Origin of the sequence: Sabulibacter ruber, assembly GCF_017355955.1 — a bacterium.
GTDB classification, from domain to species: domain Bacteria; phylum Bacteroidota; class Bacteroidia; order Cytophagales; family Hymenobacteraceae; genus Nibribacter; species Nibribacter ruber_A.
The window spans coordinates 44,771-70,137 of record NZ_JAFFID010000006.1; the positions used below are offsets into that span (position 1 = coordinate 44,771).

The 25,367-nt window shown below is 51.7% G+C and carries 18 protein-coding genes; 6 read left to right on the plus strand and 12 right to left on the minus strand.

What is annotated here, in order from left to right:
* Positions 1-8: 8 nt before the first annotated feature.
* From JT719_RS22075 to JT719_RS22095, 5 genes are all read right to left on the minus strand, one after another.
* Positions 9-1,529: a RagB/SusD family nutrient uptake outer membrane protein gene (locus tag JT719_RS22075; RefSeq protein ID WP_207435935.1), complete on the minus strand. Its 1,521-nt coding sequence runs from the start codon at positions 1,527-1,529 to the stop codon at positions 9-11.
* 19 nt (positions 1,530-1,548) lie between these two features.
* The gene (locus JT719_RS22080; protein ID WP_207435936.1) at positions 1,549-4,605 is read right to left on the minus strand and encodes a SusC/RagA family TonB-linked outer membrane protein; all 3,057 of its coding nucleotides are present in this window, start codon (positions 4,603-4,605) and stop codon (positions 1,549-1,551) included.
* Between the two features lie 615 nt (positions 4,606-5,220).
* Positions 5,221-6,450 carry an AGE family epimerase/isomerase gene (locus JT719_RS22085; protein ID WP_207435937.1) on the minus strand — a complete coding sequence of 410 codons (1,230 nt, stop codon included), beginning with the start codon at positions 6,448-6,450 and terminating at the stop codon, positions 5,221-5,223.
* Positions 6,450-7,670 (minus strand): glycoside hydrolase family 130 protein, encoded by a 1,221-nt coding sequence (locus JT719_RS22090; protein WP_207435938.1) that lies wholly within the window; start codon positions 7,668-7,670, stop codon positions 6,450-6,452. The genes JT719_RS22085 and JT719_RS22090 overlap by 1 nt, the downstream gene beginning before the upstream one ends.
* 50 nt (positions 7,671-7,720) lie before the next feature.
* On the minus strand, positions 7,721-9,592 hold the full coding sequence (locus JT719_RS22095; protein WP_207435939.1) for a sodium:solute symporter family protein: 1,872 nt from the start codon (positions 9,590-9,592) through the stop codon (positions 7,721-7,723).
* 638 nt (positions 9,593-10,230) lie between these two features.
* Here JT719_RS22095 and JT719_RS22100 point away from each other — a divergent pair.
* Positions 10,231-11,103, plus strand: a complete 873-nt coding sequence (locus JT719_RS22100; protein ID WP_207435940.1) for an AraC family transcriptional regulator — start codon at positions 10,231-10,233, stop codon at positions 11,101-11,103.
* A 613-nt stretch (positions 11,104-11,716) separates the two neighbouring features.
* Here the strand turns inward: JT719_RS22100 and JT719_RS22105 are convergent.
* The 5 genes from JT719_RS22105 to JT719_RS22125 form a co-directional block, all read right to left on the minus strand.
* Positions 11,717-13,060, minus strand: coding sequence for a Fic/DOC family protein (locus JT719_RS22105; RefSeq protein ID WP_207435941.1), 1,344 nt, complete (start codon positions 13,058-13,060; stop codon positions 11,717-11,719).
* Between the two features lie 17 nt (positions 13,061-13,077).
* Positions 13,078-13,539 (minus strand): hypothetical protein, encoded by a 462-nt coding sequence (locus JT719_RS22110; protein ID WP_207435942.1) that lies wholly within the window; start codon positions 13,537-13,539, stop codon positions 13,078-13,080.
* Between the two features lie 78 nt (positions 13,540-13,617).
* Positions 13,618-15,729, minus strand: a complete 2,112-nt coding sequence (locus JT719_RS22115; RefSeq protein ID WP_207435943.1) for a type IV secretory system conjugative DNA transfer family protein — start codon at positions 15,727-15,729, stop codon at positions 13,618-13,620.
* Between the two features lie 57 nt (positions 15,730-15,786).
* Positions 15,787-16,818, minus strand: a complete 1,032-nt coding sequence (locus tag JT719_RS22120; RefSeq protein WP_207435944.1) for a DUF5712 family protein — start codon at positions 16,816-16,818, stop codon at positions 15,787-15,789.
* Positions 16,819-16,845: 27 nt separating this feature from the next.
* Positions 16,846-17,343, minus strand: coding sequence for a hypothetical protein (locus JT719_RS22125; protein WP_207435945.1), 498 nt, complete (start codon positions 17,341-17,343; stop codon positions 16,846-16,848).
* A gap of 1,089 nt (positions 17,344-18,432) precedes the next feature.
* On the opposite strand from JT719_RS22125, the gene JT719_RS22130 reads away from it, so the two are divergent.
* From JT719_RS22130 to JT719_RS22150, 5 genes are all read left to right on the plus strand, one after another.
* Positions 18,433-19,185, plus strand: a complete 753-nt coding sequence (locus JT719_RS22130; protein WP_207435946.1) for a ParA family protein — start codon at positions 18,433-18,435, stop codon at positions 19,183-19,185.
* On the plus strand, positions 19,169-19,636 hold the full coding sequence (locus tag JT719_RS22135) for a hypothetical protein (protein WP_207435947.1): 468 nt from the start codon (positions 19,169-19,171) through the stop codon (positions 19,634-19,636). Before JT719_RS22130 ends, JT719_RS22135 begins: the two co-directional genes overlap by 17 nt.
* 1,117 nt (positions 19,637-20,753) lie before the next feature.
* The gene (locus JT719_RS22140; protein WP_207435948.1) at positions 20,754-21,686 is read left to right on the plus strand and encodes a replication initiation protein; all 933 of its coding nucleotides are present in this window, start codon (positions 20,754-20,756) and stop codon (positions 21,684-21,686) included.
* Positions 21,687-22,552: 866 nt separating this feature from the next.
* Positions 22,553-23,053 (plus strand): NUDIX hydrolase, encoded by a 501-nt coding sequence (locus JT719_RS25680; protein ID WP_423227988.1) that lies wholly within the window; start codon positions 22,553-22,555, stop codon positions 23,051-23,053.
* Positions 22,947-23,387 (plus strand): alpha/beta hydrolase family protein, encoded by a 441-nt coding sequence (locus JT719_RS22150; RefSeq protein WP_207435950.1) that lies wholly within the window; start codon positions 22,947-22,949, stop codon positions 23,385-23,387. Before JT719_RS25680 ends, JT719_RS22150 begins: the two co-directional genes overlap by 107 nt.
* A gap of 450 nt (positions 23,388-23,837) precedes the next feature.
* Here the strand turns inward: JT719_RS22150 and JT719_RS22155 are convergent, their stop codons facing one another.
* On the minus strand, positions 23,838-23,981 hold the full coding sequence (locus JT719_RS22155) for a hypothetical protein (RefSeq protein ID WP_207435951.1): 144 nt from the start codon (positions 23,979-23,981) through the stop codon (positions 23,838-23,840).
* A gap of 263 nt (positions 23,982-24,244) precedes the next feature.
* Positions 24,245-25,327, minus strand: a complete 1,083-nt coding sequence (locus JT719_RS22160; RefSeq protein WP_207435952.1) for a glycoside hydrolase family 5 protein — start codon at positions 25,325-25,327, stop codon at positions 24,245-24,247.
* Positions 25,328-25,367 lie beyond the last annotated feature (40 nt).

The following is a 25,367-nucleotide window of genomic DNA, read 5'->3' on the forward strand; positions in this document are numbered from 1 at the left end:
AACCTTTTTTATGGCTTCATTAAAGGATTGGTATCTATTTCTCTTTGAGGAATTGGGAAGAAGTACGCTCCGCTTGTGATGGTTTTATTGTACTTGTGTTCCAGAACTTCCTCCATTGTATTGGTGCGCCGAAGGTCAAAAAGCCGATTCCCTTCAAAGGCAAGCTCCAGCGCTCTTTCCTCCACAACTGCGTTCCGGAAAGCCTGCACTCCCAGAGAGGGGTCAAGATTACCTAATCCAGCCCTGGCCCTAACCTTGTTGATGGCAGCATAACCTTCCGTGGTCGGACCGGCGGCCTCAGCGTACACGAGAAGAATATCGGAATACCGCAGGATGGGGGTGTTGGCGCTGCTTTTGTCCCCTACCCGCAGAGGGTCTATGTATTTTCGGGTGAATGGCCTGGCGTTCCCGCTGATATCCAAAGTATAGGAAGCCCCGTCCTCTCCTTTGTACTGTGACACGATCAGCTGCGTTTTGCGTTTGTCGTTGGCCGCATAGCTATTGTAGATGGCCGATTCCGTCCGGAAGTGTCCCCAACCTTGCCCTATATTGATCGTTGCACTCGTGGGAACAAGCGGGTCGTAAGGGATAACCATCCGGCGATCCGCGGGCAGGAACATATTGGGCAACTTGGAGTAATTGGATTCAATCTCCCCGGTCCGATCCACCGCCGCGTCGAAGATATGTTCGGTCACCGGGGCTGTTTTATAGATCTCCGTATTCCAGATATCCACCAAGTTATCGGTGAACCCGAAAGCTGTCTGTTCATTGGTTACTTTTCCGGAGTAATTCTTAGCCTGGGCATACATTTCATCGGCATCCGCCACAAAATCATACCCAGGGGAATTGGAGCTTTTGGAAGAGGCTAAGTGAAGGTATACCTTGGCGAGCAGGGCCTGGACGGCAACTTTGTTCGCTCTCCCTTCGCTTATCCTTTGTGAGGTTATCAAGGATTCCGCTTGCTGTAAATCATCGATGATCACTTTATAGACGTCTTCAATCGATGATTTGGCGATTGGCACCTGGGATGCCTCCACGATGTTGTCCACCCTTAAGGGTACTTCTCCGAACAGTCTCACCAAATTGAAAAAATGAAGCGCTCTCAGGAAGTATCCTTCGCCGACAATTTGGTTCTTGCTCACCTCCGGCATGTTCGGTACATTAGGGACATTGGTGATGACAGCGTTCGCCCTGGCGACCCCCCTGTAGAGGTAAGTCCAGATATTGTCCAGGTCGGCATTCGTGGAGGTAGTCCTGAGCTCATCAAGCTCAAAGTTGGAAACCCCGGCATCCCCTTTCTGGGTCAGATTCTCGGTAGGCAGCTCGGTGATGATGAGAAACCCCCTGGAATAGTAACCAACCTCCGGAAGGATGGAGTAAGCATAGATAATCGCCGATTCAGCATCAGAGGGAGTTTTATAGAAGGAACCGGTATTGATAAGCCCGTAAGGATCCTCCTCCAGATCCGAACAGCTCGTCAGAAGTGCCGCGATCACGAGCGAACCGTATAAATATTTTCTGTAATTCATGGTTTTCGTCTTTTATAGATTAGAATCCAACGTTAACTCCTATGGAGAATGCTCGGGGTCTTGGGTAATTGCCTTCGTTGATCCCCAATTCACCCATCTCCGGATCAAATCCGGTGTTGAATTTGGTGAAGGTGTACAGGTTGTTGCCAGAGAAATAAACCCGTAAGCTCTGCACCCCTTTGATCAACCCGGGCTTTAGGTTATAGCCCAGGGTCACGTTCTGGATACGCAGGAAAGAACCGTCTGTGATAAAGAAGTCGGATGCTCTGTACCCTCTTGTGCTGTTGGCTCTGGGGAACTCCTGGCTTGGGTTGTCAGGAGTCCATCTTTGGATCTGCCTGCTAGGAGTCATCTTCCTGAAATCGAACACGTCGTTGCCCTGCACCCCATAGAGCTGGGCCGAAAGATCAAATCTCCTGAACGTAAGGGTGGTGTTGAAACTGTATAGGAAATCAGGATTTGGATTTCCGATGATAGTTCTGTCAAAGCTATCCACCACCCCATCCGGAACACCCTCCGGTCCAGAGATGTCAAGGTACTTTATCTCACCCGGCCTTGCCTCGGCACCGGTTAAACCTGCATTCACGCCTTCCTCAAGGCTCTGTATGATGCCGTCTGTTTTATAGCCATAAAAAACATACATCGGTTGACCGACAGCATAGGTGCTTATTCTTTGCCTTACTGACTCGTACAGGGTGCCGATTTCGATCTGGTCATTCTCCCCCATGGACACCACTTTATTCCGGTTCACCGTGAAATTGGCGCCAACCGTCCAGTTCAGCTCTGAACTGCTAAGGACGTCCGCTGTGATTCCGAGTTCCACCCCCCGGTTGCTGATCTCACCGTCATTGATCCATTGTTGGTCATATCCCGCGGAAGGGGCGATTGTCTTTAGCCTTAACAAGTCACTGGTGTTTTTGACATAGTAATCGGCTGTAAGGGTGAAGCGCTGATCCATGATCCCTAAATCGAAGCCGATGTCAAATGATCTTGTGGTTTCCCATTTAAGGCTATTGTTGCCAAGGCCCCCCACAATGGTAAGACCTTGTTCATTGTTTCCGCTGGCGAGACCCGGACCGAAACCAGTTTGGAAACCTGTACCGGTGTAATATCTGGCGGTTCCGAACCTATCCAAGGTCTGGTAAGGGGAAATACCTTGGTTTCCCGTCAATCCGTAGCTAGCCCTCACTTTCAGCTCTGAGATGGTTTCGATAGATTTCAGGAATTCCTCCTCGCTCACTTTCCAGGCAAATGCGCCTGAAGGGAAAAAGGCCCATTTGTTGTTAGCGCCAAACTTGGTGGATCCGTCAGCCCTGCCCGTGAAGGTGAACAGGTATTTATCCATCAAGGTGTAATTGGCTCTCCCATACCAAGAGGCCAGGTCAAACCGGGACAAGTCATTGCTGATGGTTTTAGTTACAGCAGCAGATAAATTCTCGTTTTGCAGGTTGTCGTTCACAAAGCCTTGCCCGGTAAGGGTGTTGAATTTGTTGACCGTTCTCTGGAATGAGTAGCCCCCAACCAGGTTCAAGGCGTGATCCGTTCCAAAAGTCCTGTTGATGGTGAAATAGTTTTCGTTCAAAAGGTCTGTATAGGTGCTGTTGTTGATAGAGCCATATCCTTGTGACTCAAACCCTCTGAAGGTGGCCGTTGCCGGTTCGTACTGGTCCTGTTCCGAATTGCCGTACTTGGAACTGAGCTGGGTCCTGAACTGCAGCCAATCTGTGATCTTGGCATCCAAAAAGATCGTTCCCAGGACATCGATGGTTTTGGTGGTGCTCAGGACCTGATTGGCATGAGCCAGAGGGTTGCCGTAATCTGTTGGGCCTGTTCGGAAGTAATTTCCGTTTTCATCATAGGCCGGGAAGATCCTTGATCGATCCACGCTCAACCCGAAACCATTTGTCTTAGTGTGTGCCAATACAACATTCGTCCCGGCTTTTAAAGCTTTTGACAACTGTTGATCGAGGTTTAATCTTCCGGTGTATTTGTCGTAGAAGTTCTTGATTGACAGTCCTTCCTCTTTGTAGTAGTTTCCGGAGATAGAGTACTTCGTCTTTTCTGTTCCACCGTCCGCGCTCAGGGTATAGCTTTGGGAGAACGGGTTACGATAGACTAAGTCCACCCAATCCGTATTATGCGGCCACTGGGGTTTATTGGGGTCCAAGCCCCGCAGTTCAGCTATAGAAGGATAGTAAACACCGTTCCTTGTGATCCCAGTAAAAGGAATGTCCACACCGACCAATCCCCCATTTATGGCAGCTTCATTTGCGTACGTCGCTTCCTCTACTGGGTCCCGCCATAGGTCAGGCTTCACCGGTAATGCGGAAATCGTGTTGAGCGAACTAAAACTGATTCTCGCTTCCCCTTCACGCCCTTTCTTAGTGGTAATTAGAATTACCCCATTCGCCCCTCTCGAGCCATAGATTGCCGCTGAGGAAGCATCTTTCAGCACTTCTATGGATTCAATATCTTCCGGGTTGATCTGCTTCAAGTTACCGGCATCACCCCAAGGATACCCATCTACCACCATTAAGGGTGCCTTTGAGCCATTCAGAGAGCTGGCTCCCCTGATCCGGATGGTAGCACCTGCCCCTGGTTGACCGCTGGGCGCCATTACCTGAACACCGGGAAGTTTGCCTTGCAGCAACTGATCCACAGAGGCAGCAGGTGTCCTGTTGAGTTCACTGCCTTTCAATGTCGCAACCGACCCGGTCAGATCGCTCTTTTTTACTGCGCCATACCCTACGACTACTACCTCCTCCAGCGATTTACTATCCGTTTGCATCGCTATACTTAAGGATACTCTTCCATTCACCGGCACTTCCTGAGGAAGATAGCTGATGTACGTGAATACCAGTATGGCTTTATCGGAAGGCACACTGATGGAAAAGGACCCATCAACCTGGGAAGATGTTCCTGTAGTTGTACCCTTTACCACTACGCTAACTCCTGGCAGGGGCTCACCAGTTGTTCCATCTTTTACAGTACCATTTACAGTGACTGCTTGCGCCCATACATCCACCGAACTCAGCAGAAGGGACAGAAATAAAAACAATAGGTATCGTTGTTTCATAAAAGTGTGGTTAGGCTTTTTTTAATATTAAAGGACGTTGTGCTAAAACAAACCCAGACGGCATCGTAGGAGCCAGAAGATTAGCCAAAAGAGGCGAGCGACTTTCTCCCTCTACCCTGCTTACTGACCGAGATTAAAGGGAAACTGAACTTTGATCGATTACGGATTTAAAAAATTGTTTTTACCAAGGGTGTATTTTTTAAAATCCTTAACATTTATCGAAACAAAGCTACATGCATTGATAAATTTATTTTAACACTATTTTATCATTTAATTTGCTAGAATTAACTTTTTGTTAAATCAGCTAAGTTCTTGCTTATTTATAAGGGCGATCGCTGCGGATTGGTGGATTCAATAAATAGCAGACTTCTTTAGGATAAGATCAATTCAAACTTCACAGTATCATATTTAATGGAACGCGTTTAGGAATAGCTTAATACCGAGTCATTTATACACTGAATTGATTGTGTTTGGCTGCGAACCTTTGCATTGACTTTTTTTACCGTACTTTGATACTATTTTATCATAGGCGTTAAAATACACCTTACTGGGACACGCTCTCGTTTGACTGCAGGAAGGACAAGGTTGAACATTGCTATTCAACAGTAATTGACCCTACCCAGCCAGTTCCTTTTTGCACCGGTGGATGACCTCCAGACAGGCGCGGGCGTTGTGGTAAGGACACTTCCAAAAGCCCACTTTATCTTCCTTGGACATTAAGGAATAGTCATCATGCACACCCCAAAACCATTCGCCCCGCTCCAGGTCAAGGAAGTAGGTCTGAGCGAACTTCCAGGCGTTAAGTGAATGGTGTAGGAAAGCTTCGTCGTGCGTCAGTTCGTAGGCGTTCAGGAAGCCTACCATGGCTTCGGCGCTCACCCACCACTCGCGGTGCTTGTCGTAGTGGTGGGTGTCCACGTTCAGTTCGTGGTACAGGCTCCCGTCGGGCAACAGCGCCTTTGACGTAGCGATGGCCATGTTCAAAGCGGTGCCCTTTACCTGACTCAGCAGCTCCGGATTGCCCAATGCCTCGGCGGCTTCCTGCAGAAGCCAGGAGGCCTCAATGTCGTGGCCGTAGGAGATCAGGTTAGCGGTGGAGGTCCAGTCGCGGGCGAAGAACAGCTTCAGGTGGCTCGTGTTCTGGTCCAAGATGCGCCGCAGGAACACCTCGATCAACCCTCTCAGCTTCTGTGCAAGCAGCTGGTCGGGCCAGATGCGGTACAGGTTGGCGTAGGCCTCCAGAATATGCAGGTGCGTATTCATGGTCTTAGGGTCGTTGCGGTCCTTCTCGCTCAGGCGCAAATCCTCCAAAAGTTCACCTTCCTGGCTGAAGGCCTCCAAATAGCCACCGTGCTCGGGGTTAAAGCTGTACTGCTCAATCCACCGGAACAATTCCTGACTTGCTTTCAGGGCCTCCGGATGTCGGGTGGCTTGGTAGTACTCGCTGAACCCATAAATGGCGAACGCCAGCGCGTAGATCTGCTTGCGGGTGTTCAGGGGCTGGCCCTGGGCATCCACCATCCAGTAGATACCGCCGTGGGCTGTGTCCAAAAAAGAGGTGCGCAGGTAATCAAAAGCCCGGGTGGCAATCTCCAGGTACGTTTCCTGCCCGGTTTGCCGAAAAGCCGCCGAAAACGTCCAGAGGATGCGCGCGTTCAGGATGCTGCCCTTAGGCGCGTCCTGAACCACGTTCCCAGAGTAGTCGATCTGCCCGATGAAGCCACCGTGCTGGTGGTCCAGGGTGTGCTCCATCCAGAAACTTAATATCCTTTCCAGCTCGCTTTCCATCTCCTGCTGGTAGGTGGAAAGCTGAGACGCAAGAAATGTATCTGAAGCAGTAACCATTAGTTTGCGTCGTTTAATTCAGGGGTAAGAGCCTTCTTTTTATTCTTAATGAAGACTTTGTTCTTATCCACCAGCTGGTTGATTTGCTGCACTGAGGCGGCGGAGCGAAGCCCATCGGCCGGAGTGTTCAGCACGTAATCCAGCAGTTTGTCCACGGTGGAAGTGGCCACGTGGGTGCGGGTGTCAGAAGAAGCATAGTAGATGAACACGGTGCCGTCCTCGTCCAGAATCCAGCCGTTGGCGAACACCACGTTGGACACGTCGCCTACTCTTTCCTCGCCTTCCGGCGCAATGAAGAACCCGCCGGGCTTGGCGATTACCTTGGATGGGTCCTGCAGGTCGGTGAGGAACAGGTACAGCACGTAGCGCAGGCCGGCGGCAGTATTGCGCACGCCGTGGGCTAGGTGCAGCCAGCCTTTTTCGGTTTTGATGGGGGCAGGGCCCTGGCCGTTTTTCACCTCGTAGACGGTGTGGTAGGTCTTAGGGTCCACAATGATCTCCTCGTCCACCACGGCGTTCTCCATGGAATCCGTCAAGCCCCAGCCAATACCACCGCGGCTACCGGCCTCAATGAAGCTGTCCTGCGGGCGGGTGTAGAGGGCGTATTTGCCCTTGATAAACTCGGGGTGCAGCACCACGTTGCGCTGCTGCGGCGAGGTGGTCTTCAGATCAGGCAGTCTTTCCCAGGAAACCAGGTCACGGGTACGGGCGATGCCGCACTGCGCGTTCGCCGAGGATTGGTCGCCTTCGGGGGCCTCCGGGTCTTTGCGCTCGGTGCAGAACAGGCCGTAGATCCAGCCGTCCTCGTGCTGGACTAGGCGTATGTCGTACACGTTGATGTCCGGATCATCGGTCTCGGGCATGGTGATAGGCTTCTCCCAGAATTGGAAGTTGTCGATGCCGTTGGGGCTCTCGGCCACCGCGAAGAACGACTTGCGGTCATTGCCTTCCACCCGGGCCACCACCAGGTACTTGCCGTTGAACTTGATCGCACCCGCGTTGAACACCGCGTTCACCCCAATGCGCTCCATGAAATAAGGGTTGGTCTCGGGGTTCAGGTCATAGCGCCAGAAAATAGGGGCGTGCTGGTTCGTCAGGATCGGGAATTTATATTTGTCGTAGATGCCGTTGCCCAGGGGCTGCTTCTCGTTTTTTCTGCCGGTCAGCTCAGAGTGAAACTTCTCCAGCGCTTGCTGTCTTTTTTGGAAGAGATTTTCCATGGGTATTTCTGTAAAGGATGTTAAAGCGGCTTTTAAGGGCCAGCGATGGTTTAGGAAACAGAGACTAATTTGCGTTTGAGGGTAGCGGCCACCGAGTCGCCGTCTTCGGGCAGTTTGTCCCACCAAGTCTTCTTCAAGATGAAGCTGCAAACGAGCATAATGCCGGAGGTCACCATTAGCTCAGTGTACATGGTCAGGATAAGGTAGATAGGAAGGAGCGTGAGGCTCATCTGCCACACCACGCCAATGAGCACGTTGAACATGTCCAGCCAGAAGTTTTTGTTCTCCACGAAAGAGGGGTCTTCGGCTTTCACCTGCTCGGCCACCGGCCTCCAGAAGCCCCACGGACGCACGTTGCGGTAGAAGCCTTTCAGGGTTTCCATGTCGGTAGGCGGGGCCAGGTAGGTGCCAATGATGCTACCGGCCAAAGAGATGAGGAGCAGGTACGGGAAGTAGTACAGGTCCAGGCCCTCGGTGAAATAGGGGAAGACTAGAGCAGCCACAATCCCCACCAGCATGCCCCAGAAGAAGCCGCTGGCATTGAAGCGCCACCAATACCATTTAAGCACGTTGGCCGAGATGTAGCCGCCGTAAAGACCCGCCACGATCCACTGCAGCAGGCTGTTCACGTCTTTGGCCAGGAAGCCCAACGCCATGCTCACCAGGACCACCACAATGCCGGTGGCGTAGTTCATGCTGGTCACCGTTTTGTTGCTGGCTTTGGGGTTCACGTACCGCAGGTACACGTCATTCACCAGGTAGGCCTGCGCCGCGTTGAGCGTGCCCGCGAAGGTCCCGATGAACGCTGCCAGCAGACCAGCCAGCAGCAGGCCCATAATCCCTGTCGGGGCGAACTTCTGGATAGCGGCCGGCAAAATCCGCTCAAAGTCAATCCCGGAGGCCGACTGCAAGTCTAGTTGATCATAGTTCAGGATGGCCAGGACCGTGAAACCCATGATCATGAGGTAGCGCGTAGGAATCAGCACCACCGACACGAAGGCGCTCATCTTGGCGGCATCCTGCGGAGAGCGGGACGAGAGGATCTTCTGCATGTCATAATTGGGCGTAGGCCCAGCTAGGCTGGCCAATACACCTTTGAAGACCATGAGCGAGAAGAAAATCCCGAACAGGGAATAGCCATCGGTCTGGATTTTGGCGTTCACGTCATCGATGATGCCGGTCCAGTCCATGTTGAGCGTGGCCCCGAAGAAAGGCGTTTTCCATTCCGCCGGCACGTTTAGTTGGGCAACCTCCAGGTTGTTCATGGCCAGCACGGCCACTACAATGGAAGCTGCGGTCATGATCATGTATTGGAGCACATCGGCCCACACAATGCTTGCCATGCCGCCTAGGATGGAGTAAAACACCGCGAAAAAGGTGAAGAGCATGCCGTAAAAATGCGGCACGAACTCAGCCGAAACGGTAAACGGCAAGTACGGCTGCACCACCGACCAGGGCACGAAAATTTCCACGAACTTGCCCAAGCCGATGAAGCCGTACGCCAGGAAACCCAGGCAGCTGAGCAAGGCAAAGATGACCACAATGGCGTGCGACTTACTGGAGTCTTTCCCCCGCCCGAAACGGGTGAGCATCCACTCGGCCCCGGTCGTCACGTTGGAGCGGCGCAGCCAGGCCGCCAGGAACATCATCAGGAAGATCTGGTTGAAGGAAGGCCACAGCCACGGAATCCAGATGCTTTTAAGGCCATACACAAAGCCCAGCATCACCATCCACATGGTGCCCGAGATATCGAACATACCGGAGGCGTTGGATAAGCCCAGTGCGTACCAGGGCAGCGTGTTGCCGCCCAGCATGTACGCCTCTTTGTTGGCCTTGGCTCTCTTCTGCAAAATCAATCCGATGGCCGCGACTGCAAAAAGGTAGACGAAGATAATCCCGATGTCAAGTGCGGTTAATTTCATAGTAGAATGAGTAAAGTTAGTTTAAGGTGCGTGTGTTACTGTCCCATCCACTGGCGGTTTGGGTACTCCTGAACCAAGGGGAACAGGCCAAATCAAGCTGAGGCTCTGGTCTGCAACTCCGCCATGGAATCCCGAGGTATGTCTATATCTTGGAGTTTAGGGGAAGACTAGGTTGGGCGCTGACTTTTCCGTAGCTATGGAGGTCAGCCACTCACACCTTAGGAGCCCCCTTCCTTGTTTCCTAAGCTTTGAAAGGCTTCGTACATCCCTCACAAAAGTATATAGCTTCTCGCTGAATTATTAATACTTTTTTATCAATTATTTGCTCATATATTATGCTCAGACAAGATTTCTCTTGAATTATTATTTACTTTCCGAGCAGATTCGCAGTAAAAGGCAGTGAGAAGACAATAATAAACCTTCTCTAATAAGAGTCTAAATTGACGATTCAATAGAAATACAGGCTAAGTGAAGAATATAATGTAAGATAGCTGAAGAAAATTTTACAGCTAAAGGCATTTAGCCTCTTCAAAAGCATTAGCACCATATAGGTTTAAATAAGCGTTATACTGGTACTATTTTAGCATAACATCATATTAATTTGATAAAGTTACCCTTTGACTTAACTTTAAAGCAGTATGAGTACCATTTATCACGAGATAACCCCCTTGACGCAGTACGATTGCTTCACTCTTTTCCCTAGAATGAAAGAGGAGTTTGATTTTCCTCTTCATTACCATGAGGATTTTGAGTTAAACTTTATCTACAATGCTGCTGGAGCTAAAAGGGTTGTGGGGGATAATGTGGAGTCCATTGATGAGTATGAACTAGTGCTAGTGGGTAGCAACCTGCCTCACGGATGGTTTACGCACCAGTGCAAAAGCAGGGAAATCATGGAAATCACCATCCAGTTCCATCGTGACTTGCTGGATGACAAGTTTTTGCGCCGCAACCAGCTCAGTTTTGTCAGAGACTTGCTGGAGCGGGCCAGCAAAGGCGTCACTTTCTCCTCTGAAACCAAAAAGGCTTTCAAGCCTAGACTGGAAGCGCTTATCCAAAAGAGAGGCTTTGACTCAGTATTGGAGCTGATTTCCATTCTGCATGACCTTTCTACTTCTCGGGATATGCGAACTCTTTCAAACAGCTCCTTCTCGTCTGATCAAACCAACCACAACAGTCTCAGGATTGAAAAGGTGTTTGAGTATATGCAAACCTATTATAACAAAGATGTGTCCCTAGCGGACGTGGCGAAGGTGGTAAACATGCCGGAGGTTTCCTTTAGCCGGTTTATCAAGAAAAGAACCGGGAAAACCTTCATAGATAGTTTAAATGAGATCAGGTTGGGGCACGCCTCCCGTATGCTCATCGATACAACCGCTACCATCGCGGAGGTGTCCTTCAAGTGCGGCTTCAACAACCTTTCCCACTTCAACCGAATCTTCAAGCGGAAGAATGGCTGCACCCCTAAAGAGTTCAGGCAGAATTATTCCGGGTCCCGGGTTTTCATCTAAAAACACTCAAGGAATTCACTAATTCACCATTTATCTATCGCGAAATGGTTCTTGCCAGCTTGAATAAAAGCCATTTATATCTACTAAACTTAGAGAGAAACCGTTTTAAAAGCTTTTTTCATTAAGCCGATAAAAGATTGGCGGAGACTTACGAATGCAAGGTTTGTATTTTATAGGTGGAAGTAGTTCTAATCAATCGGAACGCTTTGGGTTTAATCGGGTGGTTCTGTTTTCGCCGTACTGCATTCTTTTGGCATAAATACGAGAGCCTCTGATAGAGGATTTCCCCTACGGACTACATAGTTAAAAGCCAAAAAAATTGAGTTGAGAACGTGCTGGCTTTTTAGGTTTCCCGCACATACGTATTTACGTACAACTTCTGCTTACCTGCCTAGCTTCTCCATTTATATAGCCAAATCTTAAGGTGCGTATTTTCTTGCACATCTTTTTAGGCAGTACTTGTTTTGACACAGCAGGAGCCACCGAGCCGGGCTAGGTTCGCCCCCTTTGTGAACGCAACGGTTCAGGCCGCCTCATCAGGTGATATCCCTGCCCTAGAAGGTTTACCGAGGCCGCGCCCTGATTGGAGGAAGCTGGGTTTGGGCGACGGGGCTTAACGCTCCAGCCCTCCCCTGTCCAGATGCCTCTCCTTCCCGGCGACCTCCTTGTTCAGCCTGTTTTCAGGCTTATTTAACACCTGGACAGCGCATAGGATATCGCGCACGGGGTTACACTCCTTCAGCTTGGGGATCCGGGAGGAAGCTTCCAGCGCGGTGTTGATATACTCGTGGTTCATCCCTCCGATGAAAGGCACTCTGGAGACGAACCGGGCCACGTGCTGCAACTTCTCTCCTTCCGCCTCCTTTCCGTTATTCCTTAATTCCTGGCTAAGCCAGGTTGAGGCCCTGATAAACAGCCCCTGTGCCTCCTTGTGGCTTTTCGGGAGCTCGCTGGAGGGTGATTGCTCTGCCAAAGCGGCGCGCGGGGTTGGGATTTCTTTTCCTGCCGTCAGGGCTCTCACCTGGTCGAGCGCCTTTGTGAACCGCTCGGCATCCTGGTACAGGTAATGGCTGGGCTTTATTCCCTCCAGGATAGCCTTACTGATCATGCGAAGCGGCTTGTCGTGCTTTTTCAGGTGACGCGGGTCTTCCACGATGTCTTTCACCTGCTGCTTCACCAGGATATCCCACCGGTCTGCGATCCGCCCCCCGGTGACCTCCAGCTCCCTCAGGATCTCTATCCGCTTGATTTCAGGGGAGGGCTCGGGAATCCTGTCCCTGCCGGACTCCAATCCGGTGCTCCTTTCCGCTCCCGGTATCGGACGGGACACCTCTCTGAGGAAGGCGGCGAGCGGCGCCAGGTTTCTCCCGGATTCATGGGGGGCATGGGGTTTGACGAGCGCATAATTCCGGACCTCGTTGTATTTGGCCGGATCCGCGTGGTGGAAGTTGATGTCATAGCCCGCCTCCCTGCCCAATTGGGTGAACATGGCCTGCAGGGTTCTCCCGTTGCCTTCCCGGAAAGCGTGCACGTGGTTGTACTGGTCCAGATAAAAGGCAGCTCTTTGGCTGAAGGCATCAGGCCCTAACCCCTTCAGGAAGTTTTCCTTCTCCAACTGCGAAGAAATAGCCTGCAGACGGGTCCCGATCTCCTGGAAGGGAGCGTATTTCATCTCCTGGGGAATGAGTTGGACCGCTGTCTCTTTTATACCCTGGAAGCCTCCCCTTTCGGCCCGGGTTTCCCCGGCCCAGGGATAAACACTCCCGAATAGCTCCCGATGGATTGCTTGCAGATGCTTCTGGTCGAAGCTACCGGGAATACCTCCCTCCTCCTTTAGGATAGCTGCTTTGAAGGCAGCGAACTTATTCTCCAGACGAGCCAACTCTGCCCGGTCCTGAATGCCTTTATGGTTGATCAAGACCCCGTGCTCGTCGCTGAAACCGTCGCCGATAGCCATCGCCTCACTTGCAGTCGTTAGCCATTCTGCTCAGACTCCTCCCCGTTTCGGGGTTCAAAAAGGTCAGGGGTCTCCCACCTACTATGCTGCCCCTTTGTTTCTATTCTGGGGGGCTCTGTACCCCTTTGCAGCCTGACGTTCCAGTACTGTTCATCCGGATCGTCTACGCTAGAGGAGGAATGCACCGCTTCCTCAGGAGCAACCAGAGGAAGGTTTGCCGTTTCCTGGGTTAAATTATTCAGTCCATGGTAGTTGGCTAACGCGTCCAAAGATTGCCGAAGGGTCCATTCACCGTCTACGTACTTCTGCATGAACTCCAGGGCCTCCCCATCGGGCTTGGGGCCATTGCTCATCACGAGGGCAAAGCCGTGGTTCGCGATGTTCTCCCTTTCCGCCCGCTTTGCCAGGTCCTCCATGCTAAGGCCCTCCGGTGCTGCTTTGAAAAATGTCCCATTGGGGTTCCAACTGCGATTTTCCATCTTTTTCTCTCCTGTTGGTATTCAATATACGTAAAAATAACGGGAAAGGCCAGTATAAGTACCAAGACCGAAAGGGGCCTATTCATCCCCGGAAGCCAGTGTATTCGGATACAATTCGATGGTGTCCCGCACGTCATCGCGCACTTTCTGGAAATTCGCCTGAACGATGGTGCTTTGCACGTCCTCCCCGGAGGTGATCTGGTCACGGTCCGTGAAATGGGCAAAGGGTTCCAGGACCATCCGTTGCTGGGGGGCATCCTTTCGGGAGACGTATCCCTGGAAAAAGGGGGAATCGGTCTCCACCGTCTGCCCGATGAATTCCCCCTGCCCCAGGCTGATGGCGTCCTGGAGCCGTACCAGGTTCCGCTCCTGAAAGCTGGCGCTCTGGCTATGGCTCCGGTTCCGTTTCCCGTAACCCGCGCTGCTGCTGCCGAGGCTGGTGGAAACCATTTCCTTGTCCTCCCGGCCCACCACCTTGGAGATCAGTTCCGCGGTTTCCATATTGTTCACCTTGCCGATAAACCAGTTGTTCAGGTTGCTGACCATCACCTGCGTTTTCTCCCGCCCGTAGGTATCCACCATCTGGCTTAGGTCCTGGCTCATGTAGACGGTGGCGATCCGGTTGCTCCGCGCCGTCGCCGGGATCACTTCCAGGCCAGGCACGTAGAGGGTGGCCGCTTCGTCCAGCAGAACATAACTGGGGTGTTTCCCCTGCTGGTTCATCAGTTTCAAAGCCACGGTTAAGATGCAGCTGATCACCGGGGAGAAGGAGTCTTTCAGGGTGGGGTCATTGCCGATGCACAACAGTTTCGGCTGGTTGGGGTCATTGAGGTGAAGGGAAAACCCTTCGCCTCTCTCCTCGTCCGGGGTCAGCACCCACACCATCTCGGGGCTGTTGATCCGGGTCAGGATGATCTGCAGGGTAGCCACCACCCCCGCGATCTGTTTCTCGGCCTTCGATTCCACGGCGGTGATCAGGCTCCGCACCAGATCCCCGCATTCGGCATCCGTATCCAGCATACTCAACACATGCCGGTAATCCTTGTACAAGGCGGTAGCGACCACATGGGGGATCGTGCAGCAGGCGGGATAGTATTTGCGGTAAAACCAGATGATGCCCGTCAGAAAGGCGATGGCGCTGCTGGAGAAGAACTCCCCGGGGTTACGGATGATGTGCGTGTTCAGATTATGTATAATGGCCCGGCTGTATTCCTCCGCGTAGGCCATAGCAGGCATATCCTCCGCCCGCAAAGGGTTGATCCGCTCCGTCCTTGCCAGATCCCGGAAGTTGACCACGTGCAAGCGCACCTCCGGGCCCCGTTCCTCCGGCTGCTTCCTGCCACGGCCGGCCAGGGCCATGGCCCGCTGCGCCACTTCCGTCAGGACCGGGAACTTGAAATCGTAGATGATTCCCGCCAGGTTCTTCTCGGCGAACTGCTCGATGATCGGCTCCCCGATACTGAAGGATTTCCCCGCCCCGGCTCCCCCCAGCACGAGACTTCCCCGGTAAGCATTGGGCACGTTGATGAACCCGCCGTCCTGGGTAGGCAGAGAAAACCCGTTGGGGGATTGGATGCGTTTCCGCTCCGTCGTCAAACCAAACGCGGGCACTCTGTTCCTGGCAATCACCTGCCCCGCCGCAAAGGTGGCGCAGAATGCCAAAAGAAACGCAAGCGGGTATGCATAGGTGACGAAGGGAACCGGGTACTGGGAGATACCCATCAGCACATAGGCACTCAATCCGAAAACCATCCCGCTGAGCAGAAAAATCATTTTCCTGGTCTTTTCCGGGAGGGGCTTCCGTCGCGGTTGCCCCGGCTTGCGGGGCGGGGCATTCTGCCCGTACAGCAAAAGCAGGAAGGCGGCTAGCGCGGATCCGCGGACAAAGGCCCCTACCCTTCCGTAGAAGCCGGCCGCTTTCAGGACGAATCGGTCCTGAAGGGTTTGCCAAAGCTCCCCTATGAACCGGCTTCCTTTCCGGAGTGATCGGGCGCCAGGGCTCCCGTCCAGGGATTTTTGCCGATTGATTTCCCGGGAAACGGTGTCTTCCCGTTGGCGCGCCTGGCGGATCTGCTGCGTATGGGTTAACATATAATAATCACCGAGAACAAGAAAGAATACCACCAATGCCAGTCCCACGAAGAGGTTTCTGGACTGTCCGGCCGGTGGTGTGGGGATAGGGGTGCTCATACCAGTTGCATTAACCTCACGATTCAACTTCGCAACTGCCCTCCGCTGCAAGGTTGATTACTCCAGTTCGATTTCACCTCTTCTACTTCCTTCCCTCTCACCGATTTCCTCCGTCCGGAGCGGTCGGTGTTTCCCGGGCTGAAGCGCCCGCTGCACTTCCTGCAACAGGTGCCGCACCGATAGCCCCGGTCTCGGCCTACCGGTTGTTTTCTCCCGTCCCGTCTGGAGCAGATGGTAAGGGTGCCCCAAGGGCAATCCCTCCTCTGCCACCTTCTCCAGGCGTTTCAAGGAACGGTAAAAGGTTTTATCGTACTCCCTATTAACGGCGATTTGCCTGATGCGTTCCACATCCAGCCTTTCTGCCTTGGGAAGCAACAGGTTAAGCGCCTCGATCCTCTCCGTTATCCTCTTGGCCCTGCCGCTGTCCCGGCTGGCGTCCCGCTGCCTGGGCTTGAGTTTCTCCTGTTCCAGGGCTTTGTAGTGGAACTGACCCTCGAACTGCTGCCCGGCCGCCATCTGCCACTGCATCAGGTTGAACCGGCTCCTTCTCCCTCCCGGGTTCAGCGTGAGTTTCTGCTCCCGATCCCTGGCACTGACGATCACATGCAGGTGTGTGTGCAGACCGGGCCGCTTGCCGCCCACCTGCGCTTTTCCTGCCAGGACTTCTTTGTCGGTGCCTCGGTATTCGCGATCTAAGTGGATGGTGGCGAACCATACCAGGTCTGAGCTCCTTAGCTTTATCCCGTCTTTCAGGTTGAAATTGGCGGCGTACAATTCCATGACCTGCCGGGTATAGTCTTTTAGCAGTTGGTCATTGTTTTTGATGTGCCGCAACTCGTTTTCGCTTGGCGCGATGATGAGGGAAAAGAACTTCTCCTGCCTGGCGCGTAACCCTTTTGTGTTGTGATCAATGGCTAGCTGCACCTGCCCAGGTCCCAGATTGTCCCTTTCCTGGTCAAAGAAAATATCAACCTCCCCTTTCCCCTTCTTTGCCTCATGGACCAGGTAATTCAAGGTTTTCTGGCAACTCCCCTCGTTGTGGTAAGCGGTTTTGCCATGCTTCCGGGGATCAATCAGTTTGACATACATAGCACCCTGGTCAACTATTTGAACTGGTTATTTCTCTTGTTTCTTTGTTCCTCTCTTGACCGAATCCATGGACCTTCCCGCTCCGAGTACCTCCCTTATCTGCTCTTGGATAGCCGTTTCATTTTGGAGTCGCAGCTGTTCGACTTTATCTTTTTTCCGTTTCATCTCCTCCTCCGGAAGAGTGCTCAGCAGCACTTCCTCTAACCGCAGAATACGTTCGGTTGTCAGTCGCACGCGGATCAGCTCCTCCAGCATGGGAACTAGAACTCCCTGCTCTTCTTCCTGCATGTACGCAAACAACCTGTCCCCCAGCCGTTGCACCTGCTTCATGATCAGGGTTCCCTCCCGTGCTTCCACCTCCACCGGGTTAAGTCCCCGGAGGGCAAAGTAACGGATAGCCGCGTCCATATAGTCGATGTTTTTTAGCTTGAAACGCTTTGCTTCCTTGACCACCGCTTCGTGTGCCCCGACGGTCATCCGAACGGTGGTATATCCCTTGTCTTCTGGCTGTTCTGCTCCCATCATAGCTGAGTATATTTACAAGTTTGGCTTGATCATCAGATATTTATGCTTTCATTATTTACATCAATCAACTTTGTTGATTGATAGAAAGCTGTTTTACAGCGGTTTAAGTGTGCGCAAGCACTCTCTTCTTGCTAAAATTACACTTACCTCCTTCCCCCTTTCCTGGGGCAGTTACCGGAAAGAGAAACTGAAGGCCGTTTCTACCGGCTGGAATGCTGGTAATGTGCGCAATACCAGGCAAAAGGCTTTCTTCATGTTAACTTGTTAATTAGTTTACTTGTTGACAAATATATAAATTATTTCAGAAACTATCATCCAGGTTTCTTTATTTACTTGTTGACTTGTTAATTTGTGGAATGGATCAGGAGTTACGGGATTGATTTGTTGATTTGTTAACAAGTAGATATGTGGATACCTTGACAAGTCTACAAGGCTAGGTTCCTGTGTGTAGTTGACAAGTGCTTTTATAAACTTATTCAAAACTTTACAAGTTAACAATGAAACAAGTGAACTTGTTAACAAATATATTTATACATGACTTAACAAGTTACATTGTTAACTTGTGTATAAATCCAATTGGGAACAAGTTTACTTATTAATTTATAAACTTATTTCCAAGTCGATTCATTAATATAAAGATTTGGTAAGGTCTCAACTTGTATATAAAGCAACATGTAAACAAAGTACTTAATTCACATATTAATTTGTTAACACGTTATTTTATTAATAGGTTGAAATGTTTAAACAATGACAAGTTTACTTGTTAATTAATAACTTTTTTAATGTCGCCCCAAGTAGACAAGTTAAATAGGAGATAAGTTTATTGATTGATATGTTTATTTGTTAACATGTAAATAACTTTACATATCGATTGGTAGACAAAGTTAGAGATTGACATGTTTATTAGGAGATGTATTAATAAGGATACATATCAATATGTATCCTTATTAAGGATTAAACATGTCACTTCATAAATAAACATACAAGTATATAAGTTGACACATTGATTTGTTAACAAGTTTATGTATCAACTTGTCAAAAGATTAAGGAAAACACTTGTTAACCTGTTAACATACCTTTAATAATAAGATGGGAAAAATAGTAAGCTTCGCCACGCAGAAGGGGGGATCGGGGAAATCGACCCTGACGCTATTACTGTCCACTTGCCTGGCAGTGGATTACAAACTGAAGATCGCCGTTCTGGATTGCGATTACCAGCAAAGCATTGTGAAAACCCGGCTGCACATGGATGCCGAGAACCTGGAGCAGCTGCGGGAATCAGACCCGGAGGCGGATTACCCCTATGAGATTTTCCCGATGGCGATGACCAAGATCTTTGATTTCATCGACGATCCCGAGAACGACAAATATGACCTGGTGATCCTGGATTTGCCGGGTAGGGCGGATGGCAATGAGATTTTCGATGCCCTGACGGCCTGTGATGTGGTGTTTGTGCCTCTGGTATCGGATTACCTGGATAGGGCCTCCACGGCGGATTTCATGGGGATCCTGCACTCGATCAAATCCGTGGCCGACAAGGAGGGGATAGAGTTCGCCTATTACGGGCTGTCCACGAAAAGGACGAATAGGAGGGAGGACAAGGAGATGGATGACTACATCGATGAGATCGGCCTGTCCCGGCTCAAATCCTCCCTGGGGCTACGGGCTGCCTATTCCCGGCCCTCCACGCTCTTCAGCCTGCTGAACCCCACCTACCTGCGGTATGCGGGAGGGGATAAGACCGTGAGCGAGGAGATCAAGGCCCTGTGCGAGGAAATCATAGAGAAATTAGAACTACCCGTTGACCAATTAACGACTGCGAAGAATGAACCAGCCCAATAAGTTTACCATCAAAAAACCACGGATCACGCTAACGGAAGAGCAGAAGCAGCAGGCCCGCTCCGGGATGGCGGGGGAAGCCGTGAAAGCTGGTGGTGAGCCTGCCCCAGTCGCCCCGGTACCGGTGGCCGCCGAGATCCCTGCCGCCGCCCCAGAACCCGTGGCTGTCCGGGCCCCTGAGCCGGACCCTGTCCCGTTTTCGGTAGAGGAAACCCCTGTCCGCCGGCAGGGGAGAGGCCGGGGGAGAAAGCCTGAGAAGAATGCTGCGCCCCCGGCGGAGGATTCGGAGACCCAGCACGTCCGGATGTCCAAGGACGCCGTGATGCGCGCCAAAATGAATGTTCTGCTGCTTCCCTCCAGCATGGGGATCCGAAGCCTGCGGGATTACGGGGATGCGGCCTTTGAATTCTATGAGGCCCACCTGCGGAAGATCGGCAAACTGCCCCCTCGTTGACGTACATTTTCTATCCTTTAAAGCGAAAGGATAGAAAATGCGGGAAACCGGCTCCCCGCTGGGAAGAACCGGAAGCGGGAACCCTGGAAAGGATAGAGATCGTAAGTGGAAGGCTTACGGTTTCTATCCTTTTGTGCTATTCAGGGCTGATTCCTGCCGAAAAAGGCTCCATATGGCGTACGTTTTCTATCCTTTCGCTTGAAAACGCGCTATTCAGTAGTTTTTGGCCGTTTTTGCCTTACAATTTCTATCCTTTTAGCCGCGTGCGGACCCTGTTTCCGGGGAGAGCTTCCCCGAGGGGCTTACATTTTCTATCCTTTCGCGGGGGAGGGGAGGGGATGCCTATGCGGAGCGGACCTGGATACAAAATCTATCCTTTCCCCTGTCCCGGGTTTCCTTTTCATAAGTGCTTCTCTCAGAGGAGGGTCCGAAAGGATAGATTTGGTAAGCCGGGACCCCGGGATTTGCCCCCCTAACGGCCGGAATCGGGTCTTTCAGGGGAAAACCGGGGCGGGAAGGGAGGATCTGCTTACATTTTCTATCCTTTCAAGGGGATTGGATCTGTTTGGCTTACGGTTTCTATCCTTTCAGCGGTTCAGGGCCAGCTGCGGATCCTTCCCAAAACCCGCTTACATTTTCTATCCTTTCACTGCAGGGGTCCTCTCCCCGGGTAGAGGCGAGGGGATTCAAGGAGTTTTATTGATTTTATTATATAATAAATTAGAAAAGTGCAATCCCTTTTACTTTATCTGATCTCTTTTCTTTGTTTTGCTGTCTTTTTGCCTCTCTGTATGTTTTGTCTATCCTTTGATTCGGTACGTTCCCACCAACCCTAAACGCCTTGTATTTTTGGGAAGAACACAATTTGTAGTTTTTTAAATATTATACAGTATTTGCAGGGCTTGTAAGAGATTGATTATTAAATTGTTATAGGGGCTTTTGGATAGAAATGGTAAGGCTGGGGATAGATTCTGTAAGCCAAAGGATAGAGATCGTCTACGTAAAGGATAGAACTGGTCAGTAAATGGGATAGAGATGGTAAGCGAAAAGATAGATTTAAAAAAAAGTCTTTCTTTTTTATCTATAAACTATTTACCTTGGGACAAATATAGTGATTATGGCTAAGGAATCCTCAGATATATCCGCCGTCGAGATAAGGCAGCACAACGCCCTGACCACCGCCAGGTATGAGATGAGTGCCTGCGAAATGGACATCATCTTCTCCTTGCTGTCCATGCTGAAAAAGGATGACAAGGTCGGGACGATCTACCGGCTGCGGGTGAAGACCCTGGAGGAGCTGACGGGCCGCACCTGGAACTACCAGCGGCTGCTGGAGTCGACCTCCAACCTGAGGAGCCGTGAATACCACATAGAGGATAAAAAGCAGATCCTGCAGGTGGGGCTGCTCGCCTCCGCCCTTTACATCAAGGGGGAGGGGATCATCGAGCTGGAGATCTCCGAGCGCCTGCGCCCCTACCTGATTGACCTGAAGAACAATTTCACCAGTTACCGCCTGCAGGCCGTCTTCAGCCTTTCCAGCAAGTTCGCCAAGCGGATCTACCAGATCTGCTCCCAGTGGAAAGACATCGGGGAGACCCCGAAGATGTCCATCCACAACTTCAAGGTGATGCTGAGCCTGAAGGACCCGGCGGGGAAGGAGCCCGAGCAGTACGAGAAGATCTCGGCCTTCAAGAAATACGTGCTGGATACGGCCGTGACGCAGATCAACGAGAACACGGACCTGCGGATCAGCTATGAGCTGTTCAAGAAGGGCCGCAATTTCGAGGACATCCGCCTGTACGTGAAGAACCAGATCCCGCAGCAGATTCCCATTCCGTTTGAGGAGGCGGTGGACGACGCAAAGCTGGCGGCGGCCCACCAGCACCTGGAGGCGCTGGAGATCAAAGACCCCGCCCTGGTGAAGAAGATACTGGAGGACCCCAAATTGATCCGCGCGCTCTTCGATTTCGTCTACAAGCTCAAGACCGACCGCATCAAGGCCAAAAGCAACCCGGGGGGCCTGTTCCTCACCATCAACGGGTTGATCTGAACCTTATGGTCCTGCAGGGAAAAGGCAGGCTGATACCCGGGTGAGGCTTATGGGTAGGGTTGAGCAAGGGCAGTTTATCAAGGTGGGGGATAGAACGAGCGCCTTCTAGGGTATAAAACCCGATAGGGTCTGAGAAATCCTAACCTGTCGGATTGGTGTCGCAACCTTGCACCAAGGCCTGAGCAGTAGGTATTCAGATACCTTGCCGAGGGAAGCCGGTATCAACGGTTTTAAGCTTTAGTTTTGTGTTTTACGTTCTGTGGTTTCCATTTTTGCTGGAACCTGTGACTTAAGGTTGAAGCCCCCGTAAGGATCACGGTGCCGCCTCCGGATTCCTGCAGGGGATTTCGGAATTATACTCCCGGGTGGACAGCGCAATCCCAGGCGCCGATGTCTCCGAGGGTTCCCCTTTCGTATCCTGGATATCCGGGCCCAAGGAGGCGAAGTAGCCGTCTGCATGATTACTGAGCCAACATACCAGGAACCCGGTTTATGGCATTGGCCCGAAAAGAAACCTTGCCGGTTCTCCCTGTTTATGCTGCCGACCATTAACGAGGGGAAAGCCCTAGGGAAGCGCGCCCATTTTCACCAATCGGACCCCAAGGCACAAGGGGAAAGGCGGGTACGGTTTTCCGGTGAGGTCGAAAGCTGAAAACCAGTGTCACCTGTGGAAGACCAGGCTCAAAGCGACTCTTTTTTTGATTTAAGCGGTATAATGCCAGTATGGCTACCCATGACGACCCGCTATGAATAGTAAGGCAGGCATGAGACATTTGCTCGAGAGAATCAAAGGATTGGAGTTGATGCCTGATGCGCATCTGTCTTACAAGCCTTTGGCTGTTCCCAGGCTGACCTATAGCCAGATAATGGGGAAAAGGCCGAGGCTTGCCGCCGTGAATATCCTCCTGTACAATAAGGGTGGGGAGTGGTTTTTCCCCCTGATCGTGCTCAAGCAGGACAAGCACAGCGGGCAAATCGCCTTGCCAGGGGGGAAGGTGGAGGGATCCGATGCTTCCTTTGCAGAGACAGCCGTCCGGGAAACCCATGAGGAAATTGAGGTAGGCAAAGGGGACATCCGGATTATAAGGGAGATCTCCCCCGTATACGTTCCCCCGAGCAACTTCTATGTCCATGCCTTCATCTCCTACACAGTAACCCCACCGGAGTTTTTCCTGCGGGCACCTGGCGGAGGCTGCGGCAACGCTAAGCCCTCACATCGGTGCAGGTGGCTTCGGGGCAAGCAATGGGGTTTACCAGTACATGCCCACCTACCTGCCGAAGGGCAAATCGGTGGACCAGGTGAAAAGCGAGATCACCAGTGCGATCAAGGCGGTGGCTCCCAGTTATGGCGCCTCCGATGCGTCTGATTTCAAAGGATTGCTGGAGCAAACCGACCAAGGGTATTGGGACGCTATCTCCCCTTTAAAGCATGTGCCCCATGTAAGCGAACGTGCCCTCCCGCACTTCATGGTACGGGGCACTGAAGACCCGATAGTACCCCATGCCATGGTGCAGCGGTATGTGGATGTGCTGAAGGCGGCCGGGCAGCCCGTGCGATATATTCAGGTGGAGGGTGCCGGTCATGCCTTTTTTGATTGGAAACTGGATGCGGCAACGAGGGCGACTTTCGCCAGGTACGGGGTGAAATATGCGGCTGAGATGCACTCCTTCTTCGACCGCGTTTTCTACAAAGGCCGATAATGGATATTGCAGTTACGTCATACCACCAAAAAATTATCGGTTGATATGCAGTTTGGAAATACAATCCAATGGCCAACTAACTCCTACAGGACAGGAGGACAAGTTACTCCACATCTTACAAACTGTACTCAACTAAGCGGTACCTGATAACTTGTATACCAGATAAGGTTTAGTGCTACTCCTTGGGAATCGGTGTTTCGCTTCAAAATAACCCCTGCTTCAAACATTCTGTTTTCCGCTTGTCTGCGCTTCTTTTGACACTTACTTTTGCTTCAGTTCTAGCAAAAGCTTTTAAAGAATAAAGCGGAATCATCTAAGTTTTTAGGCACCCGCCTATACACTAAGAACCCTGATTTGAGGTCTTACAGGCATTTTCCCAAGATTTGGTGGGGTAAATGACCGTACGGGTTTTTCGGTGACTGGCCGGTCCATCAACGTGTGTCGCTCGCGCTAATACCGGACGTAGGGCAGGTTGTCATTGCGGGTGAGGGTAGAGATGGCCTTTCCATAATGCCATTGCCCCGCAAAGGAAAGTTCCCCAACGGGAAGTGCCGCTTCCAGCAGCCAAGGCCCCTTTTTGTACTCTTCTTCCACCGGCACAACGGAGTGGGAGAAGTGTGTGCTATCTGGGCAGCTTAATTAGCCTGGCAGTTATCCGGTCGAGCCGGGCAAACCATAAAGCAAAAGAGGCTGTTCCCTTGGGTCAGCCTCTTTGTTTAACATGTGCAATGTCACGTCCGAATCCTTCCGGTTCATCTATACAATAGAAAGAGCAGGTGGCTCCCAGGGCGCGAAATGCAATTGACAGGTACATGTTCAGGATGCGTTCCGGGGGATGCTTTCGGGGCTCCCTATTTTCAGTAAGCCTGGAGCAGCGTCAACATCTTTCTATCCAGTTGGTGCCCCTTATAGTCTTCATAGGCGACATCCGCCCGGCCGCTGTTCAGCACACCGAAATCGCCGCGCAGATTCCACAGCGACCACCCCCACCCGTTTTCTTTCCAGATCTCCAGATTGTCTTTCATCCAGGCGAGGGACACGTCGTGGGGCGTGTGTCTGTAAGCCCCCCATTCGCCCACATGCACCCCTACGTTTTCATTTGACAACCTCTTCCATGGGCCAAATACTTCGCGTTGCAGGCGTTCTTTGTCCCACACATCCGTTTCGCTTTGTTTATAGGGCCAGGTAGGCAGGGGCCATGTATCGGAGCCGGATGCCCAGGGTGCCTTGTAGTGCGTAAGCTGGAAAGGCCCGTAACCGCGGGTGCTCTGGCCCACCTGCAGGTCTTTGATGCCGAAAACAGGCTTGGTCCCGTACTGCATGCCATCGGCGATAATTAGGCGTGTCGGATCCTCGGACCGGATGGCTTCCACCAGGCGCGTCACCACGCGCACATAATCGGGTTCCTCTACCTTGGAGGGCTCGTTGATCAAATCAAAGCTCAGCCTTCTATTGGGGATGCCTTTGTAGCGCCAGGCAAACTTTTGCCAGTGGAAAGCAGCGGCCTCCAAGGCTTTCTCATCTTTCCAGAGGTCAAACGGCTCTTCCGGCGGATTCACACAGTAGCCTGGGATGCGGTGGAGGTTCAGGTTTACGTGTACCCTGTGCTTGCGGCCAAAGGCAACAGCCTGGTCAATTTCCTTCAGCACCTTCTCCTCCATCTGCAACCAATTATCGGGCCTCGACCAGCAATGGTACGACATAGGTAGGCGGGCAAAATCAAAACCCCATTCGGCTATCATCTGAAAGTCGGTTTCCCGGTAAGGCTGGTTATGGGCACCGTTGAACTTCTCAAGCAGGTTAAAGCCCCGCCAGCGCGGCAAGTGGTTTGGGGTGGGGTTATCGCGGGCGGCCAATGGGAAAGGCACTCCCACCAGCGCAACGGCAGTAGCACCTATCCCTAATTTGATAAAATGGCGACGGTTTAGGTTCTTGAACATCAGAGGCAATATACCTGCTGGTATTGAAACCTCCTAACCA

What these genes read in the sequence shown, in the direction of transcription:
- JT719_RS22075 (WP_207435935.1), bottom strand. Translation starts at nt 1,529, where the DNA reads ATGAATTACAGAAAATATTTATACGGTTCGCTCGTGATCGCGGCACTT.
- JT719_RS22080 (WP_207435936.1), bottom strand. Translation starts at nt 4,605, where the DNA reads ATGAAACAACGATACCTATTGTTTTTATTTCTGTCCCTTCTGCTGAGT.
- JT719_RS22085 (WP_207435937.1), bottom strand. Translation starts at nt 6,450, where the DNA reads ATGGTTACTGCTTCAGATACATTTCTTGCGTCTCAGCTTTCCACCTAC.
- JT719_RS22090 (WP_207435938.1), bottom strand. Translation starts at nt 7,670, where the DNA reads ATGGAAAATCTCTTCCAAAAAAGACAGCAAGCGCTGGAGAAGTTTCAC.
- JT719_RS22095 (WP_207435939.1), bottom strand. Translation starts at nt 9,592, where the DNA reads ATGAAATTAACCGCACTTGACATCGGGATTATCTTCGTCTACCTTTTT.
- JT719_RS22100 (WP_207435940.1), top strand. Translation starts at nt 10,231, where the DNA reads ATGAGTACCATTTATCACGAGATAACCCCCTTGACGCAGTACGATTGC.
- JT719_RS22105 (WP_207435941.1), bottom strand. Translation starts at nt 13,060, where the DNA reads ATGGCTATCGGCGACGGTTTCAGCGACGAGCACGGGGTCTTGATCAAC.
- JT719_RS22110 (WP_207435942.1), bottom strand. Translation starts at nt 13,539, where the DNA reads ATGGAAAATCGCAGTTGGAACCCCAATGGGACATTTTTCAAAGCAGCA.
- JT719_RS22115 (WP_207435943.1), bottom strand. Translation starts at nt 15,729, where the DNA reads ATGAGCACCCCTATCCCCACACCACCGGCCGGACAGTCCAGAAACCTC.
- JT719_RS22120 (WP_207435944.1), bottom strand. Translation starts at nt 16,818, where the DNA reads ATGTATGTCAAACTGATTGATCCCCGGAAGCATGGCAAAACCGCTTAC.
- JT719_RS22125 (WP_207435945.1), bottom strand. Translation starts at nt 17,343, where the DNA reads ATGATGGGAGCAGAACAGCCAGAAGACAAGGGATATACCACCGTTCGG.
- JT719_RS22130 (WP_207435946.1), top strand. Translation starts at nt 18,433, where the DNA reads ATGGGAAAAATAGTAAGCTTCGCCACGCAGAAGGGGGGATCGGGGAAA.
- JT719_RS22135 (WP_207435947.1), top strand. Translation starts at nt 19,169, where the DNA reads ATGAACCAGCCCAATAAGTTTACCATCAAAAAACCACGGATCACGCTA.
- JT719_RS22140 (WP_207435948.1), top strand. Translation starts at nt 20,754, where the DNA reads ATGGCTAAGGAATCCTCAGATATATCCGCCGTCGAGATAAGGCAGCAC.
- JT719_RS25680 (WP_423227988.1), top strand. Translation starts at nt 22,553, where the DNA reads ATGGGGAAAAGGCCGAGGCTTGCCGCCGTGAATATCCTCCTGTACAAT.
- JT719_RS22150 (WP_207435950.1), top strand. Translation starts at nt 22,947, where the DNA reads ATGCCCACCTACCTGCCGAAGGGCAAATCGGTGGACCAGGTGAAAAGC.
- JT719_RS22160 (WP_207435952.1), bottom strand. Translation starts at nt 25,327, where the DNA reads ATGTTCAAGAACCTAAACCGTCGCCATTTTATCAAATTAGGGATAGGT.